At 64.5% G+C, this 17,431-nt stretch carries 19 protein-coding genes; 3 read left to right on the forward strand and 16 right to left on the reverse strand.

Features of this window, described 5'->3' with window-relative positions; all coding sequences use genetic code 11:
• The first annotated feature begins 130 nt into the window (after window positions 1–130).
• From AACZ75_RS14845 to AACZ75_RS14855, 3 genes are all read left to right on the forward strand, one after another.
• Window positions 131–367 carry a hypothetical protein gene (locus AACZ75_RS14845; RefSeq protein WP_339873898.1) on the forward strand — a complete coding sequence of 79 codons (237 nt, stop codon included), beginning with the start codon at window positions 131–133 and terminating at the stop codon, window positions 365–367.
• A gap of 12 nt (window positions 368–379) precedes the next feature.
• The gene (locus tag AACZ75_RS14850; protein ID WP_339873899.1) at window positions 380–607 is read left to right on the forward strand and encodes a hypothetical protein; all 228 of its coding nucleotides are present in this window, start codon (window positions 380–382) and stop codon (window positions 605–607) included.
• Window positions 608–867: 260 nt separating this feature from the next.
• Window positions 868–1,002 (forward strand): hypothetical protein, encoded by a 135-nt coding sequence (locus AACZ75_RS14855; RefSeq protein ID WP_339873901.1) that lies wholly within the window; start codon window positions 868–870, stop codon window positions 1,000–1,002.
• Between the two features lie 11 nt (window positions 1,003–1,013).
• Here AACZ75_RS14855 and AACZ75_RS14860 read toward each other — a convergent pair whose 3' ends face one another.
• The 16 genes from AACZ75_RS14860 to AACZ75_RS14935 all read right to left on the reverse strand — a co-directional run bounded on the left by AACZ75_RS14860 (window position 1,014) and on the right by AACZ75_RS14935 (window position 17,363).
• Window positions 1,014–1,562 carry a hypothetical protein gene (locus AACZ75_RS14860; RefSeq protein ID WP_339873903.1) on the reverse strand — a complete coding sequence of 183 codons (549 nt, stop codon included), beginning with the start codon at window positions 1,560–1,562 and terminating at the stop codon, window positions 1,014–1,016.
• A complete protein-coding gene (locus AACZ75_RS14865) occupies window positions 1,559–2,041 on the reverse strand; it encodes a hypothetical protein (protein WP_339873905.1) in 483 nt (160 codons plus the stop codon). Before AACZ75_RS14865 ends, AACZ75_RS14860 begins: the two co-directional genes overlap by 4 nt.
• Window positions 2,034–2,252, reverse strand: a complete 219-nt coding sequence (locus tag AACZ75_RS14870; RefSeq protein WP_339873907.1) for a hypothetical protein — start codon at window positions 2,250–2,252, stop codon at window positions 2,034–2,036. The genes AACZ75_RS14865 and AACZ75_RS14870 overlap by 8 nt, the downstream gene beginning before the upstream one ends.
• Window positions 2,249–2,812: a glycosyl hydrolase 108 family protein gene (locus tag AACZ75_RS14875; protein ID WP_339873909.1), complete on the reverse strand. Its 564-nt coding sequence runs from the start codon at window positions 2,810–2,812 to the stop codon at window positions 2,249–2,251. The genes AACZ75_RS14870 and AACZ75_RS14875 overlap by 4 nt, the downstream gene beginning before the upstream one ends.
• Window positions 2,809–3,189, reverse strand: a complete 381-nt coding sequence (locus AACZ75_RS14880; RefSeq protein WP_339873911.1) for a hypothetical protein — start codon at window positions 3,187–3,189, stop codon at window positions 2,809–2,811. Before AACZ75_RS14880 ends, AACZ75_RS14875 begins: the two co-directional genes overlap by 4 nt.
• Window positions 3,186–3,353, reverse strand: coding sequence for a hypothetical protein (locus AACZ75_RS14885; protein WP_339873913.1), 168 nt, complete (start codon window positions 3,351–3,353; stop codon window positions 3,186–3,188). The genes AACZ75_RS14880 and AACZ75_RS14885 overlap by 4 nt, the downstream gene beginning before the upstream one ends.
• Before the next feature lie 8 nt (window positions 3,354–3,361).
• The gene (locus tag AACZ75_RS14890) at window positions 3,362–11,557 is read right to left on the reverse strand and encodes a host specificity factor TipJ family phage tail protein (protein ID WP_339873914.1); all 8,196 of its coding nucleotides are present in this window, start codon (window positions 11,555–11,557) and stop codon (window positions 3,362–3,364) included.
• 62 nt (window positions 11,558–11,619) lie between these two features.
• Entirely contained in the window at window positions 11,620–11,946 is a 327-nt protein-coding gene (locus tag AACZ75_RS14895) for a hypothetical protein (RefSeq protein WP_339873915.1), read from the reverse strand.
• Window positions 11,947–11,948: 2 nt separating this feature from the next.
• Complete coding sequence (locus AACZ75_RS14900; RefSeq protein ID WP_339873916.1) at window positions 11,949–12,842, reverse strand: hypothetical protein; 894 nt, start codon at window positions 12,840–12,842, stop codon at window positions 11,949–11,951.
• Window positions 12,843–12,845: 3 nt separating this feature from the next.
• Window positions 12,846–13,241, reverse strand: coding sequence for an NlpC/P60 family protein (locus AACZ75_RS14905; protein WP_339873918.1), 396 nt, complete (start codon window positions 13,239–13,241; stop codon window positions 12,846–12,848).
• A gap of 13 nt (window positions 13,242–13,254) precedes the next feature.
• The gene (locus tag AACZ75_RS14910; protein ID WP_339873920.1) at window positions 13,255–13,737 is read right to left on the reverse strand and encodes a DUF1833 family protein; all 483 of its coding nucleotides are present in this window, start codon (window positions 13,735–13,737) and stop codon (window positions 13,255–13,257) included.
• The gene (locus AACZ75_RS14915) at window positions 13,734–14,081 is read right to left on the reverse strand and encodes a hypothetical protein (protein ID WP_339873922.1); all 348 of its coding nucleotides are present in this window, start codon (window positions 14,079–14,081) and stop codon (window positions 13,734–13,736) included. The genes AACZ75_RS14910 and AACZ75_RS14915 overlap by 4 nt, the downstream gene beginning before the upstream one ends.
• Window positions 14,081–16,294, reverse strand: a complete 2,214-nt coding sequence (locus tag AACZ75_RS14920) for a hypothetical protein (protein ID WP_339873924.1) — start codon at window positions 16,292–16,294, stop codon at window positions 14,081–14,083. The genes AACZ75_RS14915 and AACZ75_RS14920 overlap by 1 nt, the downstream gene beginning before the upstream one ends.
• On the reverse strand, window positions 16,287–16,607 hold the full coding sequence (locus AACZ75_RS14925; protein WP_339873926.1) for a hypothetical protein: 321 nt from the start codon (window positions 16,605–16,607) through the stop codon (window positions 16,287–16,289). Before AACZ75_RS14925 ends, AACZ75_RS14920 begins: the two co-directional genes overlap by 8 nt.
• Entirely contained in the window at window positions 16,564–16,932 is a 369-nt protein-coding gene (locus tag AACZ75_RS14930) for a hypothetical protein (protein WP_339873927.1), read from the reverse strand. The genes AACZ75_RS14925 and AACZ75_RS14930 overlap by 44 nt, the downstream gene beginning before the upstream one ends.
• The gene (locus AACZ75_RS14935) at window positions 16,929–17,363 is read right to left on the reverse strand and encodes a phage tail tube protein (RefSeq protein WP_339873929.1); all 435 of its coding nucleotides are present in this window, start codon (window positions 17,361–17,363) and stop codon (window positions 16,929–16,931) included. Before AACZ75_RS14935 ends, AACZ75_RS14930 begins: the two co-directional genes overlap by 4 nt.
• Window positions 17,364–17,431 lie beyond the last annotated feature (68 nt).

Below are 17,431 nucleotides of genomic sequence, written 5' to 3' on the forward strand. Positions count from 1 at the left end.
ACCCGGTCGCCTTGGGCGCCTGCAAAATAATTTTGCAAAACACTTGCGCCCCTTGATTTTGTCTGTACAATAGGCCCATCAGCAGCCCGCTGACCCGGCACCTCCCGGAATGAGAGGTTGGAGAAACACCATGAAAATCACCGGAAATACCTTCAAGTGGAAGAAAGAACTCAAGGCCGCCGGGCTCAAGTGGAACCCGGACAGCCGCACGTGGGACGGCGAACTTAACGGCGACTTCGCCGCCACTCAGATCGGCTGGGGCATCCGGGACGGCGAGCTTCGCAACATCGAAGGCGCCGAAGGCGCCGCCGCCATGCCTACCCGCAACGGCCCGGGCCGCTTCGAAGTCGACAACATCATCCTCTGAGGGATGGAAGCCATGAAAATCACCAACGACTTCCACGGCACGCAGACAACCATCCGCGCCACACTTGGTCGTCCGCTGACCGCAGGGCAGGTCATCCGGGCACGCCGCGCGCTGTGCCCCGTCTCTGGATGCAGCTGTGGCGGCAATCTGGGGGAGCGCGGACCGCAGTCGGTGCGCATCGAGATTATCGGGGCGCTGGCCTGCGGCGCGCCCGAGATCGTGATCGCGCCACATGAATAACTCGGCCCGACGCATCACTGCCACCCTCGGTTCGGGGTGGCAGATTTATCAGCCCACGCCAATGCCCGGCATGAAAATGCTGGGCACCGTCGCCCGCCCTACCGGAGAAGTTGGCGCACTGGCGCGGACAGGCGCTGGTATCCTCGTGCAAATCAACGCCGGGCGAGTGCGCACGCTGGATCAGCGCAAAGCCGAAGCCGCTGTGGTGGCCGCAAGTGGCTAAACACGGCGGCGCTCGCCCAAACTCAGGCCGCCCGACCGTGGGCGACGTGCGCATCAACGTGCGGCTGGATCGCGCCACCGTGGATCGCCTGCGGGAGATCGGCGACGGCAACGTGAGCGAGGGGATTCGCCGGGCAGCTAAAACCGCCACCCCACCCTTGCCAACGCCCTGACGCCGCCGCGCTCACCCCCCAAACGTCCAACCCACCCTAAGATCAGCTCGCGGCCCGGCCACGTCGTCATACCCGGCGGACGCCCCCACCCGGATGCGCGAGATGTCGCGCTCACCCCATACACCGAAACCCTCGTTGATCGGGTCGTGCCAGATGCCAGCCGCCCACGGCCTTACGGGCGGCGGCAACAGCGCTGGATAGATCGGCACATCGAGCGCCCGCGTCACAGTGCCGTCGGGGCTGGACGTAATCACCCGCTGCCCGCCCTCGGTGTCGCGCACCAACGACAGGTCAACCCGGCACACCGGGCAGCCGGGCGCGTCGGGCTGCACCTCGATCTCGACGCGGCGCACCTCGACGTTGCCGCGCGGGATGCGGTGCGGTGCCGGCTCGGCGGGCGGCGTGGGGTCGCGTTCGGCGATCACGCTGCCGTCGGCTTGCACGACAGCGGGGCGGTACTCGACTCGCTCGATTACCGGGGCATCGCCCACGCCCAGGCGGTAGCCGAACACGCCCACCACCCCGGCGAGGATCAGCGACAGCGCCGTTTCGCGCGTCATGCCGGCACCCCGTCGCGCATCTGTCGGGCCATGGCCAGCACCCGGCGGCGTTCGGTGATGTCGTCGCCGGCCATCGCCGGCCATCGACTCAGCAGCAGGCAATCACTGGCCGCGTTGTAGTCAGCGCGCCGCAGGGCATCCCACAGGTCGGACTCGGCCATCAGGGCGCCGCTGCCGATCACAAGCGCCACGTGCAGCACCACGGCCGCGCGCTGCGGATCTAGCTCGGGCAGCGAGAAGATGCGCCCGCGCAACTGGCGTGACACCGCGTACAGATCGGCGCGCAGTTGCGTTTCGGCCACGTGCGGCGACAGCGGCGCGCGGGCAATGCGCCACAGCCATCCGATCACCGTTTCGCCGTTTTCGACCGTCGGAGTGGCGTGGAACGCTTCCAGTCGCTTCACGCTGGCGACGGCCTCGCTCACGTTGACCGCCTCGCGGGCGTAGAAGTCGGCGGTTGCTTGTTGGTCGTCATCCACGCTCATCGCCCGCAAGGGGCGCCCCCGGTTGCTGTTGTGTGATCTTTTGCGCGGTGCCGCCCGTGATGTAGGCGGCAACCGTGGCGATGATGACGGCGCTATAAACCCCGTCGCTGACCTTGCCGAACCACACCAGCACGCTCGTGACCACGCCGCAGCCGACCGTCAGCAGAAACCGCCGGCCGCCGAATCGGGACAGGGGCGAGGTCATAGCTGATGGGCCACCCGCTCGCGCAGCCAACCGAAATAAAAGCGCTCGTCTTTCTCTCGCCGCTCCACCAAGTCGGTGTAAAACGCGCCCTGTAGGCAGTTGAGCGCCACGTGTAGAACGTCCTCGCCCGACACCCCGCGACGACGCAGAAACGCCGCCAACGCTGCGGCAGTGGCCGGGCCTGCTTTGCCGTCAACGATCAGATCAGCGTAGAGCTGGCCCCGGTCGTTGAACGCATTTAGTGCCCGCTGCAACATGCTCACAGCAACCGATGGCCCGGCGTTGACGCCCGTGTCCATCACCTCGGCGGCGACCTTCATGGAATGCGCGCCCAGCAGATTGATTCGCGGCTCAAGCCAATAGCGCTTGAGATATATCTGCCGCGCCTCGGCTTCGGTCAGGGCTGCCACTTCGTCGGGCGTGACGGGATAGCCGCGAAAGGCCGACAGCGTGGCTTGCGTGATGCCCCACTTCGTCGGGCCGCCGCTGTCCGCAGGATCGTTGGTGTACGCACTGCCCTCGGCGCGCAAGATGCCGTCAATGATCGTGTCAGGGGTCATCCGTCAGCCCTCCCCGTCAGATGGCGATCCATCCGCTTATGCAGTGAGGTCACCGCGCCTTCGACCCGCCCGATCGACTCATGCAGCGGGGCCATTGCGGCGCTCATCTCGGACTTTGGCTGGTAATCACGAAACATCGTTTCGCCGATGCTGCCGATCTTCGTCGCCTGCTTTTCGATGTCCTTGCCGTGCTGGTCCAGCCGCCGCTCAAGCCCGCGCTCCATGCCTTTGACGTACGCGCCGATCAGGCCGAGCACGATGCCGATGAGCGCCAGCGCGACATCACGTCCGGTCAGTGAATCGGTGGAGGCATAGGCGACGGTTGACCATGCCAGCGGGAGCACGGCCAGCGGCAGGGCGTAGCGCGCGAGGCTCATTGGACTGGCTCGGCCTTATCCGCCGCCTTCGCCGCCTCGGCATCCACCGCATCAAGCGTGGCGATGATGGCCAGCAGCTCTTTGCGGCGGTCCTGCAGCCGGTAAAGCTGGGCATCGGTTTTGGTCAGCTCATCGATGTGCTGCGCTCTAATTTGTTGCGTCATGTCGCCTCCTAGAAAGTTGCAAGTCCAAGCCAGCTGCTACCGCTGCCGGGCGTCGTTTGAATCCAAAGGCGGAAGCCGCTGCCGGATGATTCACGGCGCCCCACAAGCGTGCCCTCGGGGGCGGTCCACGTTGGACGGCCGAACGAGGCCCCAACCTGGAACCTGATATGCCCGCCAATGTTTGATTGATGCGTGCTCGTCAGCCACAGATCGGCGGATTCGCCACCAACCTTCGCGCCCGTGCCCAATCCCGCGTCAGCAAGCAGGCCCACCGTGTTCCCGCCCGAGCTCAACACCGCAAGCTCCATCACGATTGCGCTGCTGCCACGCGACCTTGCGTAAATCGCATTTGTTCCGGTAGTTTCGGCAAACATGCTGCGGCCGCCAGACCGCACGTTGAGGCCGATGCCGTTGGTCGAGCCGTTGTAAAACGTTCCGGCCGACGTGAATGCCCCCACTGCGGCGCAGTAGAGAGGCGCAACGCCGGTCGGCGGCGCAATCAGCAGCGAAATATCGAGGGAGCCGCCGCCCAGGTCGGGCGGCAGGGTGGCCGCTTGCGTCCCCAGGTGGATGACCTGCGACGCGCCCTGGAAAAACTTTAGCGAGTTGTCAGAGCTATCAATCTGCACACGCGTCCCAAAGGCCGACGTGCGCAGCACGCCCCCCGTGATCGTTGACCCGGTAACCGCCCCGGTCACATTGAGGTTGCCAAATTGATCCAGCGATAGCCGCGTCGTTGTGCCGTTGGTGTAGCGCAGCACCGTGCTACCGGTGAGGCTAGGACCCACCTCCACGCGCCAACCGCTGGTCGCGGTGCGGAAGGTGTTGCCGATGATGTCACCGGCAATCAGGGTGCCGGGCACAGTGACCGTGCCTGCTGCATTCCACGAAATCGCACTGCCACCCACGCCCAAAAACCCGGCGCCGTTGAGGCTCAGTTGTGCGGTGGTCTGGTTGCTGCTGTTGACCGTGCGAATGCCGTTGAATTTGTCGATCTGAACACGGGCACCGGTTTCCGTCGTCACGAAAGTCGCGCCAATCAGCAATCCTGCGGTCACGGTGCCCAGATTCGCCGACAGCGCCGAAAGCGTGCTCACAGTCAGCTTGTCTGCCGTGATGCTGCCAGATGCAATGCGGGCCGCTGCCAGCGTGCCGGTCGTAATGTCCCCGGCGTCCAGATTGCGGATGAACGCGCTTTTTATGTAGACCGAGCCGCCCACAATTTCGAACGGCGCTTGGGCCGTCGAATTGTCAGACGGGTCCACGACGATGAAACGATCCGCCAGAATCCCGAACGTCGTCGTGGCACCCCCAGCAATCAACCCAAATCCGGTGATGCGGCCATTGACGTTGGCGCGAATCGAAAACTGCGCCTCGATGCCGTCGATGCTGGCCATCGCGCTGGTGATCGACGCCGTGTTGTCATCCACCTCGGTGCTGAGCGCTGTAATTGCGCTGGCGTTTGCACTGATCGAACCGCCCTGGCTCGTCACCGTCGCGTCAAGGCCGCTGATCGCGCTTGCATTGCCGCTCACGTCGCCCTGCAGCGTTGTGATGCTGGCCTCAACCGCCGTGATTGCAGCACTGTTCGACGTGATGTCAGTGCCCTGCTGCGTCACCGTCGTCTGCAACCCGGTGATCGCCGACGCATTCGCCGCAACGTCGCCATCGATGTCCTGCAAACCCGATTGGAGCGCCGTGATCGCCGTCGCGTTCGACGTGATGTCAGCACCCTGCTGCGTCACAGTCGTCGTCAGGCTGCTGATCGACGTGCTGTTCCCCGAGACCGTGCCGCCCAGGGCGACAACCTCGGATTCGAGCGCCGTCACCTGCGATGACGTTGACACGAGTTCATCACCCTGCTGCGACACCGTGACTTGCAGCGATTCGATTGCGCCCGCCGTTGCCAGCCGCGCACCCGCAGCAACCGCCGCGCCGCTTTCATCCGACAGCGCGAGCACGGACCCCGCATCGGCGCTCAGACCGAACTCCGGCACGGTCAGGTCGGCAAATATCGCGGTCACGTCCCCTGCCGTCGCTTCGATGTCCTCGCCCTGCTGCGTCACGGTGGTTTCGAGCGTGCTGATGGCGTCGGCGTTCGCGGCAACACCCGTCACCGGGTCCTCGACGACTGCCGTCAGACCAGTGATGTCTGCCGTGTTGGCGGTGATGCGGCCGTCCTGCTCGGTCACCTCCGCTTCCAGGGTGTTGATGGCCCCGGCGTTGGCGGTGATGTCGCCCTCTGCCGCCGTCAACCCCACCTGCAGCGCCGCAATGTTGCTGGCGTTGGCGGAAATGTCAGTGCCCTGCTGGGTGGTCGTCGTCTCAAGCGCACTGATGGCCGCCGCCGACACGGCAATGTTGCCCTCTGCATCGCTCAGATCAGCCTGCAACCCGGTGATGTCGCTGGCGTTTGCCGTGATGTCATCGCCCTGCGAGGTCACCTCTGCCTGCAGCGCACTGATGGCGCTCGCCTGCCCGGCCTGCCCGGTTTCCAGGCTGCTGACATCGGCCTCAAGCGCAGTGATGTCACTCGCGTTGGCGGCAATCAAACCTGCTTGCGTGGTGGTGGTGGTTTGCAGCCCGCTGATGGCCGTGGCGTTGGCCGCTGCCTCACCCTCGACGGCCGTCACGTCCGTCTGCAGTTGGGTAATGTCGCTCGCGTTGGCGGTGATGCGGCCGTCCTGCGAGGTCACCTCTGCCTGCAGCGCACTGATGGCGCTCGCCTGCCCGGCCTGCCCGGTTTCCAGGCTGCTGACATCGGCCTCAAGCGCAGTGATGTCAGACGCGTTGGCGGCAATCAGCCCGGCCTGCGCGGTGGTGGTGGTTTGCAGCCCGCTGATGGCCGTGGCGTTGGCCGCGATGCCGCTTTCGGCAGTCTGCAGATCGGCCTGCAGACTGGTGATCGCGCTGCTGTTGGCCGTGATCTGCGTGCCCTGCGTCGAGACCGTGGCATCCAGGCTCGTGAAGGCATCCGACAGCGCGGTGATGTCCTGCTCGGCAGCGTCAAGTTCAGCGGCCACGGCCGTGATCGCGTTGGCGTTGCTGGAAATGTCGTTGCCCTGCTGCGTCGTCGTGGTTTCCAGCGCGGTGATGGCCGTGGCCTGCGCCGCCTGCCCCGTCTCGACCGCCGTCACGTCGCTGATCAGCCCGGTGATGGCCGTCGCGTTGCTGGTGATGCGACCGTCCTGGTCGGTCACTTCGGTTTCGAGCAGCGAGATGGCTGCGGTGTTGGCCGCCACCGCTTCGCCGATGCTCGCAAAGTCGCCGATCAACTCCCAAAACGCCACGTCGGGCGGCGCCACAGACGGCGCGGTCTGGTCCGCAATGGCACGGTATAACTTGCCGTCAAACACCACGGCGTCGTTGATCAGGTAATCGTTGCCGGTATCAAAGTCCGGCGTGTTGAGAAGGTCGGCAAGCTCTGCCTGGATGCTGTTGATCTGCCCCGCTTGCGCGGCCTGCGCGGCGGCCAGGTCGTCAACCGAATCGTCCAGCCCGGCCACCAATCCGTCGAGGCCGGTCACGTCGGCCTGCAAATCGGTCAGGGTGGTGTCGATCACTCCCAGTTGCGCATCGATGCCGCCGATGTTGCTTTCAATGCCAGCCACCTGGTCGCGGAAGGCTTGGGTGAATCGGTCCGGGTCAATCGTGTTCGGCGCCAGAAAGTCTTCGACGTTGACCGGGTCAATGCGGATGGCCTGCACCGGTCCGGTCGCTGCTGTGGCGGCGCTGGCATTGCCGCTGCTGTCCACCGCCACCAGGCGATACCAGTAGTTGATGCCCGGCACCAGCGGGGTATCCACGTACACGCTGCCGCGCGTCTCCGCGATCAGGTTTTGCGGCCCGGCCGTAAACAGTCCGCTGGTGCCGCGATGCACGCGGGTTTGCAGCCAGTCGGTATCGGGCGGGTTGGTCCACCGCAGCACCGCCTTGTCGAGCCCGCCGGTCAGGGTCAGGCCCGTGGGCACCGCCGGCGGCGTGGTGTCGCCGACAATGGTGTGCTGTCGCAGGCCCGACCAGTCCGACGCGTTGCCGCTGTAATCCACCGCCCGCACGCGGAAGTAGTACGTCGCACCCACGCGCGCAGGGAACACGGTGTAGCTGGTGGCCACGGTCGCGTCACGGAAAATGCCGCCGGCCACCGCGCCCTCTTCGAGCCCCACGGCCACGGTGTCGCTGCCATCAAACATGGCCAGCACGAACGCTTCTTCCTCATTGCCAGAGCGGGTGTCGGCGGCCACCTCGGCTTCGTCAGTCCAGTATTCGATTTCGTAAAACAGCCGGCCGCTGTTGTCGGTGGCAGCCTCCCACTCGGCAATCAGTGCGGCGCTGGTGTAAAGGTCGGCCTCTTGCACCTCGCTGCGCAGGGTCAGCCCGGTGGGCACCGTAGGCGGCACGTTGTCTTCCCACGGCAATCCCTGAGTTGTGCTCTCAAACTCATCAGACGCCGGGCCGGGGCCAAACAAATCGCGCAGCACCAGGCGGTAGTAATACGTCGTGCCGGCCTCAAGCCCCTGCACGATGATGGGCATCTCGGTGCCGCCGTCATACACCACGTTGTCGGGGCCGGGCGTAAAGCCCTCGGTGGTGCTCATGTGCACGCGTACGCCGGCATAGTCGCCATCGTCCGGTGTGCTGTACTGCATTTCGATGGCGCTAAAAAACGCCGTGGCGATAAAGTCACCCGGCAACACCGGCGCAGGATTGATCGCCTGCTTTTCGGCGGGCGTGGCGCTGATGCGGCCATCACGCGAGCGCGCCATCACCTCAACCAGAAACTCACGCTGCGGCCCGGCCAGCCCAGCGGCTTCGGCGTCCAGCGCGTTTTGCGCGTAGGTGTAAGTAAAGCGCGGCGCGCGCACGTACTGCAAGCGCAGCTGCACCGGCGAGCCACCGGCGCTGAAGATGCGCACGCGGTAGTCCTGCGCGCCGGTCACGGCATCCCATTCAAGCGGGGCGTCGGCGCCGTTGAACTCACTCACCGTCGGCGCAAAACCCGCAATCCTCAGATTGGCAACATTCAGCGCCGCGTCGGGCGTTGCGCCGGCATCCGGGTCTGGCACCGGCACTGCGGCGTCAGTCAGGGTGATGAGCTCCGTCGGCCCGTCGTCATCAACAATGCCCGCGATCGACACCGCTCGGGCGCGAAACTCGTACGTGGCACCGTCAGCCACAAGCACCACTCGCGCTTGGCCGTTGGGGTCGGTCAATCCGCCGCTTTGCCACGCCACATCGCCCACGCGCCGGTAGTCGATTGCGCTGTGGGAGTAGTCCTCGGCGTCCGGCTCCTCGGGGTCCGGCGGCTCTACGGTGGCCACCACGGTGCTTAGGTCACCCTCGGGCGTGCTGGGGGTGTTGATCTGCTCCACAAGCGAGATGCTTAGCGCCTCGCCGCCGGTGGCCTTGGCCAGCGCAACGGCTTCGGCCCACGGGCCTGCGGTGCCGTCTGCCGCCACGCCGCGAATGCGCACGCGGTAGTCGGCGTTGGCGTCGGCAATCACAAAGGTATACAGCCCGCTGTTGGGCTGCCAGGGGCGCATCTCCCACGTGCGTTCGCTGGCGCGCAACAGGGCGGCCTCAACGTAGGGCACACCCACCGGCGAGCTGGGGAACACGTAGCTCACCAGGATGCGTGGCGTACGCGACCCGTTGCTGCCGCGCAGCGCAGCATCAGTGCCCGCCAGCACGTTGACAATCACCGGCTCGGGCGGTCGCGTTTCAGCCCGCGTTACGAGCGGGTCATACGGCGGTATCGGCCCGGCGTCGAACACCTGCAGCGAGCTGTAGGGCACGGCGGTGATGCGGGCCTGCATGTCGGCCTGCGGCTCCATGCCGGTGATCAGCCAGTCCTGCGTGACCAGTCCGGTTTCACCGAACGCGGCCAGGTCACCCACCTTGACGCCCGCCGGCAGGCCGCCGTTGAGCGTCAGGGTTTTGTGCGTGCCGGGCGCGTTGGTGATGGTCGACAACGACTGGGTGCCGTCATCCCGCCGGATGCGCAACTGGTAGGTTTTGCCCACCTCCACCGTCAGCGACTCGTCCAGGGTCACGCTGCCGACGGTGGTCGCCTTGATGCGCCCGGCACCCAGCCCCAACAACATGGCGTCGTGCTGATAGCGCACCACGTCGCCCCGGCGGCACACGAGGTTTTCGATGTCGGCCATCCACGTGGCCGTCTCCGGGCGCAACACGGCCACAGCCTGAAAGTAGCGGCCCTCTATAAACGCCTGCTGCTCATCGGTGAGCCCAAACAGCGCCAGACTTTCAAACTCGGTGGCCACCTCGGTGCCGCCGCTGCCGTCCTCGCTGTAGCCGTCGGCATACACGATGCGCTCGCTGTCTTGCCAATCCGCGTCCCGGTCCTTGAACTTGACCTTGAGCGCGTGCAGCGGGCGGGAGAAGGTTTTGGTCGCGCCAAAGTCCCAGCAGTTGCGCGGGGTAAATAACTGGCGCGGCACCTTATCCGGCATATCTTCCACGACGCTGAACAGCCCGTCGCGAATCGAAAACGCCGCGCGGCCGGTGCTGGCGACATTGCGCGCGGCTTCGTACACCGTGGTGCGGCCGTCGAAGATGCCGTTGAACTCGCGATCATCAGCCGTGTTGCGCGCGGCCCAGTCGATCAGCGCATCGTCGTCCACGCGCGCCACGTCCAGCGGGCGGCCGGTGGCTGCGCCGGTGAGCACGTCGCGATAGATCCACGCCGGGTTGCTGGTGCGCTGCATCACCCAGGCGCTGCCGTTCCACACCGGCAGCGGGGCGTGAGCCACCACGCTCAGGTTGTTGACAACGCCGTTGAGTTGGTCTGTGGTGCGAATGCGCAGGGCCAGAAACGCCAGCCCAGCCGGCACGGTCTGGGCAATGTCGGCGCCGATGGTGCGCAGCGCGCGCCACGCAAAATCGGCCTCCACATTTGCTGCATCGACCAGGTTTATTCCGAAAAAGTTTCCGTCGATGCTCTCACGTCGCGTCAGCCGCACGTCGTACGCGGCGCTGGTGGGCAGCTCGATTTGCACGCTCAGGCTGACGGGTTTCACCTCCGATCCCTTGATGAACCACCGCCGCCCGACGGGGGGATGAGACTCGATGGTGTTCACGATGTTCAGCACATTCTCGCCGGCCGGATCATTGTTGCCATCGACCAACGGATAGTTGCCGGAGTACGCCTCGCGCCAGTCGCCGGCAACGAATCCCGGCACATCGCCGGGCACTTCGGCATCGGGCGGGGCCACCACCAGCCACGGCCCGGCCGAGCCGGATGCGCGCACTTCTATCGTGAAACTCGCCGCCGCTGGGTTGGGCCGGCCATTGCGGAAAAACACGACGGCAGGGGCCGCAACATCGACAGAGATCATCCGCCCCGCAGCGGCGGTCCGGGTCGCCGTTACGCCGTCATCATCAAACACCGGCGCTTCGGGGGCGACCTCGATCACGTTGCGAGTGAACAGCGTCAGCGGCGGGTCACTGTCACCGCCCGGCAGCCACTCAAGCTCCCAGTCTGCAAACTCATTCAGCGCCGTTTCGCCAATGCGCACGGTGCCGGGCACGGTGCTGGTGCCGCCCACATCTGGCGCGCGGTGCAGGCCGGGGGCCAGGCCGTCAATCTCAAGCGGGCCGTGGCCCAGGCACAGCAACATGCGCAGGTACTGATCACTGCCCTCGCTCTCGCTGAACGGCCGAGACGCCTGCGGCGGGAACACCCGATGCGTGCCGTACAGGCGCGGAATCACCCCGAAGGGCTGCAGGGCATTGCTGGCGTTGGGCAGGCCCTCAAACGGTTTGAGCGGGTCGAACCGGTCGAGTGACTGCGTGCTGGGCGGGACGAGCGCATTGATCGCAAGATTGCCCGCCAAGTTGACGGCCAGCCCCCAGCCCGCAGCCGCGCCCGCACTTGCCCCCGCGCCCGCAATCCCTGCGCCAATACCCGGCGCCGCAAACGCCAGCGCCAGCGTGGCCGCCAGCCGCAGCGGGTCTTTGCCGCCCCCGCCGCCCTCTGCCGTGGCAATGAGAACAACATGCTGATCGACCTGCGGCACATAGCCCAAATCATCGGCCCGCTCGCCCTCGACAAACGCCAGCACCGCCCCGCCCGCGCCCATGTCGGCCAGCGTACAGCCCACCGGTACGCGGTCATCAACCACGCCCGCCCGTAACGGATGGGGCTTGATCGTGGCGCGAAAGGTGGCGGCAGCTTCGGTCATTGACGGGCCTCAGAAACAAAAAAACCGCCGAAGGGCGGTTGGGTGAACAGCATGCGCAGCGGTTACGCGGGCTCGGGCTCGGGCTCGGGCTCAATCACTGCAACGTCCAGCCGAATGCTCAACACGCGCCCCGTTGGAATATCGGCGGGCGTGCCGTTGATGCTTGTGCTCACCAATACGGTGCCTTCGACTTCGGCAATCTCAACGCCGATCATTCGCTGACCGTCGTCGTCACGCGGAACACCGGTGCGCCAGCCGTCGGTAGCCATGCCAATAGCCCCGGTGATTTCATATTCACCTACATCAGTGCGAATGCACTCAATTGATTCTGCCATTTCAGAGCGAGTCGTGATTTCACCCGCGCCATTGATGTTAATAGCTGCTTTCATGATTAAACCTCCTTGATAAAGCCGTTAGCATCCACGAATACCGCTTTAGTGGTACCGGGATTGCCCGCAATATGTAGTGATTGGTTGCCGCCTATACTGTCACCGGGGCGGCCCGCAAACGAAACACCATTTCCAAGTACAGATAGCTCAGTGCCCTCTGTCAATTCTGCGGCTAATTTAGCACTCAAAAAATCAGTGGAAAGATCATTGTTTCGGCGCCCGACAAAACCCACTCGACGCAATACAAAGGAGTTTGTTTTGACTGCGTACCACGCAGTCCCAGCAACATCTACTGTAAGCAATTTCACAAAAGGAACTGAATCCGGCCCCGCAGAACTGCCAGACGATTGTTGAACGCTAACAATGTCCGCCGACCCCGAAGAGGTTGCAATAAAAATATCTAGTCGTACGGATCGATTTACAGCAGTCGTGTCAAGACCATTTACTCCCAAAAACGCTGTACCGTTGACACGATCACCGCTATTTGCGCGCGCCAGAAGTAAATAGATACGGTTTGATTCCTCGTTGCTTATGAAAAAAGCAACGAATGTGCCCACGTCACCGCCACCACCACTTTGGGTTAAGCCATTCACCAAATCCTGCCCCGTAGGCACTTGCGTCAGGCCGGGGCCGATTCCACCGCCCGCCTGTTTCAGCAACCGCCCCGTCGTGCCATCGAACAGGGCAAGCCGGTCAGCGGTGACGGCGGCAGGCCCGCGCACGAAGTGGTTTTGCAGCCACGTGCGCAGCGCCAGCAGGCTCCACTTTCTGGTAGGCGTTGGTGTTGCGCCCCCAACGGGCGGGCTGCCTTGCTGCAGTGCGAGCAGATGGGCGTCGTTTTCAGCGGCAGTAACGCTGAGGTCTGCGAAAAATTTTGCTTCGGATGGGAGTGCCATTGTTCAGTCCTTTCGGTAGTGGTAATAACCATCGATTCGCCGCGCCCAGGCGGGCGAGCGCAGCGAGTCGATAACGGCCCCTTGATGGGGGTCGAGGGTGTGCAAAAAATCAGGGCGGGCAAGGCATATGCCCACATGAAACGGGCGCCCCAGCACGTTGAGCACCACGGCATCGCCCCAATGGGGCATCTGCACCGGATGCCACGCGCGGTCAATCTCAAACCGCGCCAGGGCGCAGGTCTCGGCGCGGTTGTCGCTGCTCAGGTAGCGGCCGTCATGACTGGGCAGCCGGTGCCCAAACTGTTCGGCGTAGAACAGCCGCAGCAGGCCCCAGCAGTCGAGCCCGGCAGACTCGTCCCGCCCCTTGTCGGCATACGGGATGCCGACGTAGCCGGACACCGCGCGCGCGCCGTCAACCACCGCTGGGCCGCCCGAACAGACCGGGGAATTGCTGCGGGTCAAACGTGCCGGCCGGAAATGCCATCTGCATCACTGGCTCGTAGGTCAGCGTGGCCTCGATGGACTCGACGCTGTACTGCGCGCTGGCCATCTCGAACTCGAACGGCCCCACTTCCACCGCGTCAGGGCGGCTGGCGGCAATCACCTCAAGCCGCACGCGCGGCATTGTTGGCAGACTGCGCACGGCCTCAACGAACCGGCGATCCACGTTGCTGATGCGCAGCTGCACGGCAGACAGACGATCAGCCACGTCAGACGGCAGCGCAATCTCGAACGGGAATGCCTCGTAGGCATCGCCCCGGCTCACAAGGGGCTCGGTGTTGTTGACCACCCGCACGGTGGCGAGGTCGGGATGCGTGATGGTCAACAGCGGCAGCCACACCTCGGCTGAGTTTTGCCGCAGCATCTCGGCAATGGCAGCAGCGCTGAGGCTCATGGCAGGCGCACCAGTTGCATGGTGAGGCGCCAGCCCACGCCCATCGGGGCCACCTCGGGCGCGCCGACGATGCGATATTCGTGCACCGCCTCGGTGCCCTCAAACGCGGCGTCGAACGGCAACGCGCCCTGGGCAATGGTGGTGTAGTAGAACGTCTCCCACTCAGCGCGCAGGGCGTTGGTGTCGAGGTAAAACGACGCCAAACGCGGGCGCGGCGTGGCGGTGTAGCGCAGCCGCGTGAGTTGCGGGCCTTCGACCGGCGCTTGAATCACGCCCCAGCCTTCGGTGGCCTGATAGCCCTCGCGCAGCGGGCATTGCGGCAGTAGTGCGGGCCACACGGCCATCAGAAGCTGCCCCGGCGTTGCAGGCCGTAGGTGCGTTCAAGGGCGCGCGCGGTGGGACCGCCTTCGCCGATGTCGCGGATGACCATATCAACCGTCTTGTCATTGCCCGGCCCCATGCGCGATGACACCTGCCGGGCATCGATGGGCACGCTGCTCTGGTTGGTGATGTTGAGGTACACGTTGCCCGCGCTGGCATCGTCATCAATCAGCGTGTTGGTGCCGTTGTTGAGTGGCGTGACGAAGCCAGACTCGTCCGCCATCATCAGGTACTGGCTGCCGCCGCTGGTGAGCAGCTCGGGCACGCCGCCTTCGTTGATCTCGTACAGCCCGCCCGACTTCACCGGGCCGCCGTATTGGCGGCCGCCATCAATCGGGATGCTCAAGCCGGGGTTCATCTGCGGCCCGCCACCACCGGTGAAATACGCACCCAGCGCGCCGGCGCCCTGGCCGATCACCGAATTGACAAGTCCTGCCGCAGCCGCTTCGGCAGCCATGCGACGCATGATGTCGACAAAGCTGCTGAGCATGCCCTTTAGGCCATCCTCAAAGGGGTCGAACAAAATGTCAGACAGCTCGCTTTGCACGTTACGGGCGGCACTGCGGCCCGATTCCTCCATGGCCACAGCCCAGATGTCGGCCTTCTTTTTCGAGTCGTCCAGCGCGTCCTGCGCGTCGGCCACGGCGCGGTTGTAGGTTTGCTGATCAATGGCGCCTTCCGCCACCAGCTCATTGAGGCGGCGCACGGTGTCCATGTAGCTTTCGAGCGGAGTGCGGGTGGCCTCGATGATGGCCGCGCCCTCTTGCATCATTCGGTCGTAAGCAGCCTGCTGATCCGTCGCCAGTTTGGCGGCCGCGGCGTGCATCTCCATGTCTTCGCTGAGGTTGATCAGCATTTGGCCGTAGGCCTCGCCCTGCGGGCCGGCGGCGGCGATCACACGCGACAAGTCACCCACCTGAACCCGGTAGCGCATGAGCGCCGACTCGCCCATGTCGGCGGTGGCGAGCTGCTGTTGCATGTCGGCCGCCATGCCGGTGAGTTCGGTGAGCGCGGATTGCTGGGCGGTGACGAGCGCCGCCATTTCTTTGGCGTTGGGCAGCAGCTTGCGGCCTACGGAGCGGCCGGTTTTCTCTGCACCCTTCTCAAGCTCCGCGCCGCGCTCTTCGAAGGTCTTGATGATTGAATCGAAGGCGCCGTTGGCGATGCCACTGACGTCGCCAAACATCTCTTTGGCGATGACACCAATGCGGGTTAACTGCTCTTCGTTACGACCCGGAATAAAGAAATCAATCGGCTTTTCAGCGATGGTGGCGGCAATGGCGATAACACCACCCAGCGCCTTGCCCACCGCGTTGATGGAGGCAAGCGCAACCGTCACGGTGCCCACGACAACCCGAAAGGCCATATCCAAGCCGCTGACCATGGTGTCGGTGGCGTCACCCTTTTCGGTGACGGTGACCAGCTCTTCACTGAGCCGCACCAGTGTGGGCAGCATGGCCGTGGTGAGCTGGTTGCTGAAGCCGCCGGCCGTGCTGCCGAGCAGGCTAAGGTTGCCCTGAAACTCTGCCGATGCTGCCACCGCCTCATCACTGAGCACGGCACCAACGCGCTCAGCCCGGTCGCCAAGGTTTTTGAATTCCTGTCCACCATTTCGCAGCAGCGGAATAAGCGCGGTGGTGTCGGAGGCCATGGCCTCCAGGTAAAACGTCATGTCGGCCTGCGACAGGTTCGCAGCCTCCAGTGAGTCGAAGTACAGCTGCAGCGCCTGCGGGCCGCTGAGGTCGCGGAAGGCATCGGCCGTCACGCCCACCTTGGGCGCGATGACCTCGAAAAAGTCCGCCATTGGCCCAGCGCCGGTGGCGTTGAAGTCGCCCACCCGGTCGTTCACATCCTTGAGGATGTCGCTGAGCTTTTCCTGTTCGATGCCTACGGTACGAGCGCCGAAGGCCAGCCGCTGAAATTCCTCAGCGCCCGCGTTGGCTACCCGCGCCTGGTTGGCGATGTCACGCGCGCCAGAGGTGACCGCCGCCACCACCGCGCCCATGCCCGTTGCCGCACTGCCAGCCAGTTGGCCGAATTGCTTACCGAGCTTTTTGAGGTCTTCGCTGGACTTCTTTTCAAAGTTGCCCAGCTTCTTCTGCGCCTTGCCCAACTCGGCCTGGTACTTCGCCGTCTCGGCCTCCAGCCGCACGACCAGCTTGGCAAGATCAGTCACTGGGTTTCACCTTTGCGCCTTTGGGGCGCGGCTTGGCCATCATTCGCAGGGCGGCGAGTAGCGAGCCCCGGTTTTGGGTTTGGGTGGCGATGCGGGGTTTCAGCAAAAAGTCTTTCCACGACATCACGCGGCGCAGCTTTTTGGGGCCGTAGTTGGCAACCGCCGAGGCAATGAGCCCCGCGTGCAGGTTGTCGCGCCACGGGCCCCAGGGCTCGTCTTGCCAGTACGCGGTGAGCAGGTTCATATCGCTCACCGGCAAGGCCATGACTTCACTCGGCGGCCGCCCCAGCAGCAGGCTGATCCGGCACAGCATCAGCTCCTGGGGCGTCAGCGTTTTTTTGGCGCTGCACGAACTCCAGAATGGCCCCGGCAATGGGCACCACCAGCTCGCTGGGGCCGGTGCTGAGCGCCTTGGCCTGCTCGTCGGTGAGGCAAGGGACGCCGTCGGCATCAATCACGCAGGCACGCAGCAAGTGGGCCATGGCCTCATCGCCACGGCCCTGCTTGTTGAGGCCGTGAAACAACGCGTGCGCGGCCGCCGAGGGCTCGCGCACGCGCACGGTGATGCCGTCTGCATCCACCTCGGCCGTCTTCACATCAGCGGCGCGGGCCAGCAGCTTTTCGATGAGCGAACTCATGCGACGGTGCTCTGTTCCCACTCAACCTCGCCCACGATCTTGAGCGTGAAGCTGATGGCCGAACGGCCATTCACCGGCGCGCTGACACGCCACGCGCGGACAATGGCGGGGAACAGAAAACCATCTTCAGGCAACGGCGCCTTGGTGATGATTTTGTAGTTGCCGGTGGTATTGCCTTTGTAGGCGTCGTACAGGGCGCGAATTTGCTCGTCCTGCATGATGGCGTTGACCTGCAGCGGAATCTCGAGCCCATCGGCCAGGCCGTTGCGATACCGCATGATGTCGTCGCACAGGGTAGTGATGTCGATCAGCGATTTTTCTTCGCCAATCTCGCCCACATCGAAGGCCGCGCACATGTCGGCGAATACTTCCGGCTCGGCACCGTCGCCGATCTGGAATTTGAAGTCGTTACCAATCAGCTCATCAGCCATGACGGCCTCCAATAAAAAAGGCCCGGTGAAGGGCCTGAAACGAAAAAACCGCCTTGCGGCGGTTCGGG

The organism is uncultured Brevundimonas sp. (assembly GCF_963975535.1).
Classification (GTDB): Bacteria; Pseudomonadota; Alphaproteobacteria; order Caulobacterales; family Caulobacteraceae; genus Brevundimonas.

Coding starts and splice junctions, on each gene's coding strand:
- AACZ75_RS14845 (WP_339873898.1), top strand. CDS start 131: ATGAAAATCACCGGAAATACCTTCAAGTGGAAGAAAGAACTCAAGGCC.
- AACZ75_RS14850 (WP_339873899.1), top strand. CDS start 380: ATGAAAATCACCAACGACTTCCACGGCACGCAGACAACCATCCGCGCC.
- AACZ75_RS14860 (WP_339873903.1), bottom strand. CDS start 1,562: ATGACGCGCGAAACGGCGCTGTCGCTGATCCTCGCCGGGGTGGTGGGC.
- AACZ75_RS14870 (WP_339873907.1), bottom strand. CDS start 2,252: ATGACCTCGCCCCTGTCCCGATTCGGCGGCCGGCGGTTTCTGCTGACG.
- AACZ75_RS14875 (WP_339873909.1), bottom strand. CDS start 2,812: ATGACCCCTGACACGATCATTGACGGCATCTTGCGCGCCGAGGGCAGT.
- AACZ75_RS14880 (WP_339873911.1), bottom strand. CDS start 3,189: ATGAGCCTCGCGCGCTACGCCCTGCCGCTGGCCGTGCTCCCGCTGGCA.
- AACZ75_RS14885 (WP_339873913.1), bottom strand. CDS start 3,353: ATGACGCAACAAATTAGAGCGCAGCACATCGATGAGCTGACCAAAACC.
- AACZ75_RS14890 (WP_339873914.1), bottom strand. CDS start 11,557: ATGACCGAAGCTGCCGCCACCTTTCGCGCCACGATCAAGCCCCATCCG.
- AACZ75_RS14895 (WP_339873915.1), bottom strand. CDS start 11,946: ATGAAAGCAGCTATTAACATCAATGGCGCGGGTGAAATCACGACTCGC.
- AACZ75_RS14900 (WP_339873916.1), bottom strand. CDS start 12,842: ATGGCACTCCCATCCGAAGCAAAATTTTTCGCAGACCTCAGCGTTACT.
- AACZ75_RS14910 (WP_339873920.1), bottom strand. CDS start 13,737: ATGAGCCTCAGCGCTGCTGCCATTGCCGAGATGCTGCGGCAAAACTCA.
- AACZ75_RS14915 (WP_339873922.1), bottom strand. CDS start 14,081: ATGGCCGTGTGGCCCGCACTACTGCCGCAATGCCCGCTGCGCGAGGGC.
- AACZ75_RS14925 (WP_339873926.1), bottom strand. CDS start 16,607: ATGCTGTGCCGGATCAGCCTGCTGCTGGGGCGGCCGCCGAGTGAAGTC.
- AACZ75_RS14930 (WP_339873927.1), bottom strand. CDS start 16,932: ATGAGTTCGCTCATCGAAAAGCTGCTGGCCCGCGCCGCTGATGTGAAG.
- AACZ75_RS14935 (WP_339873929.1), bottom strand. CDS start 17,363: ATGGCTGATGAGCTGATTGGTAACGACTTCAAATTCCAGATCGGCGAC.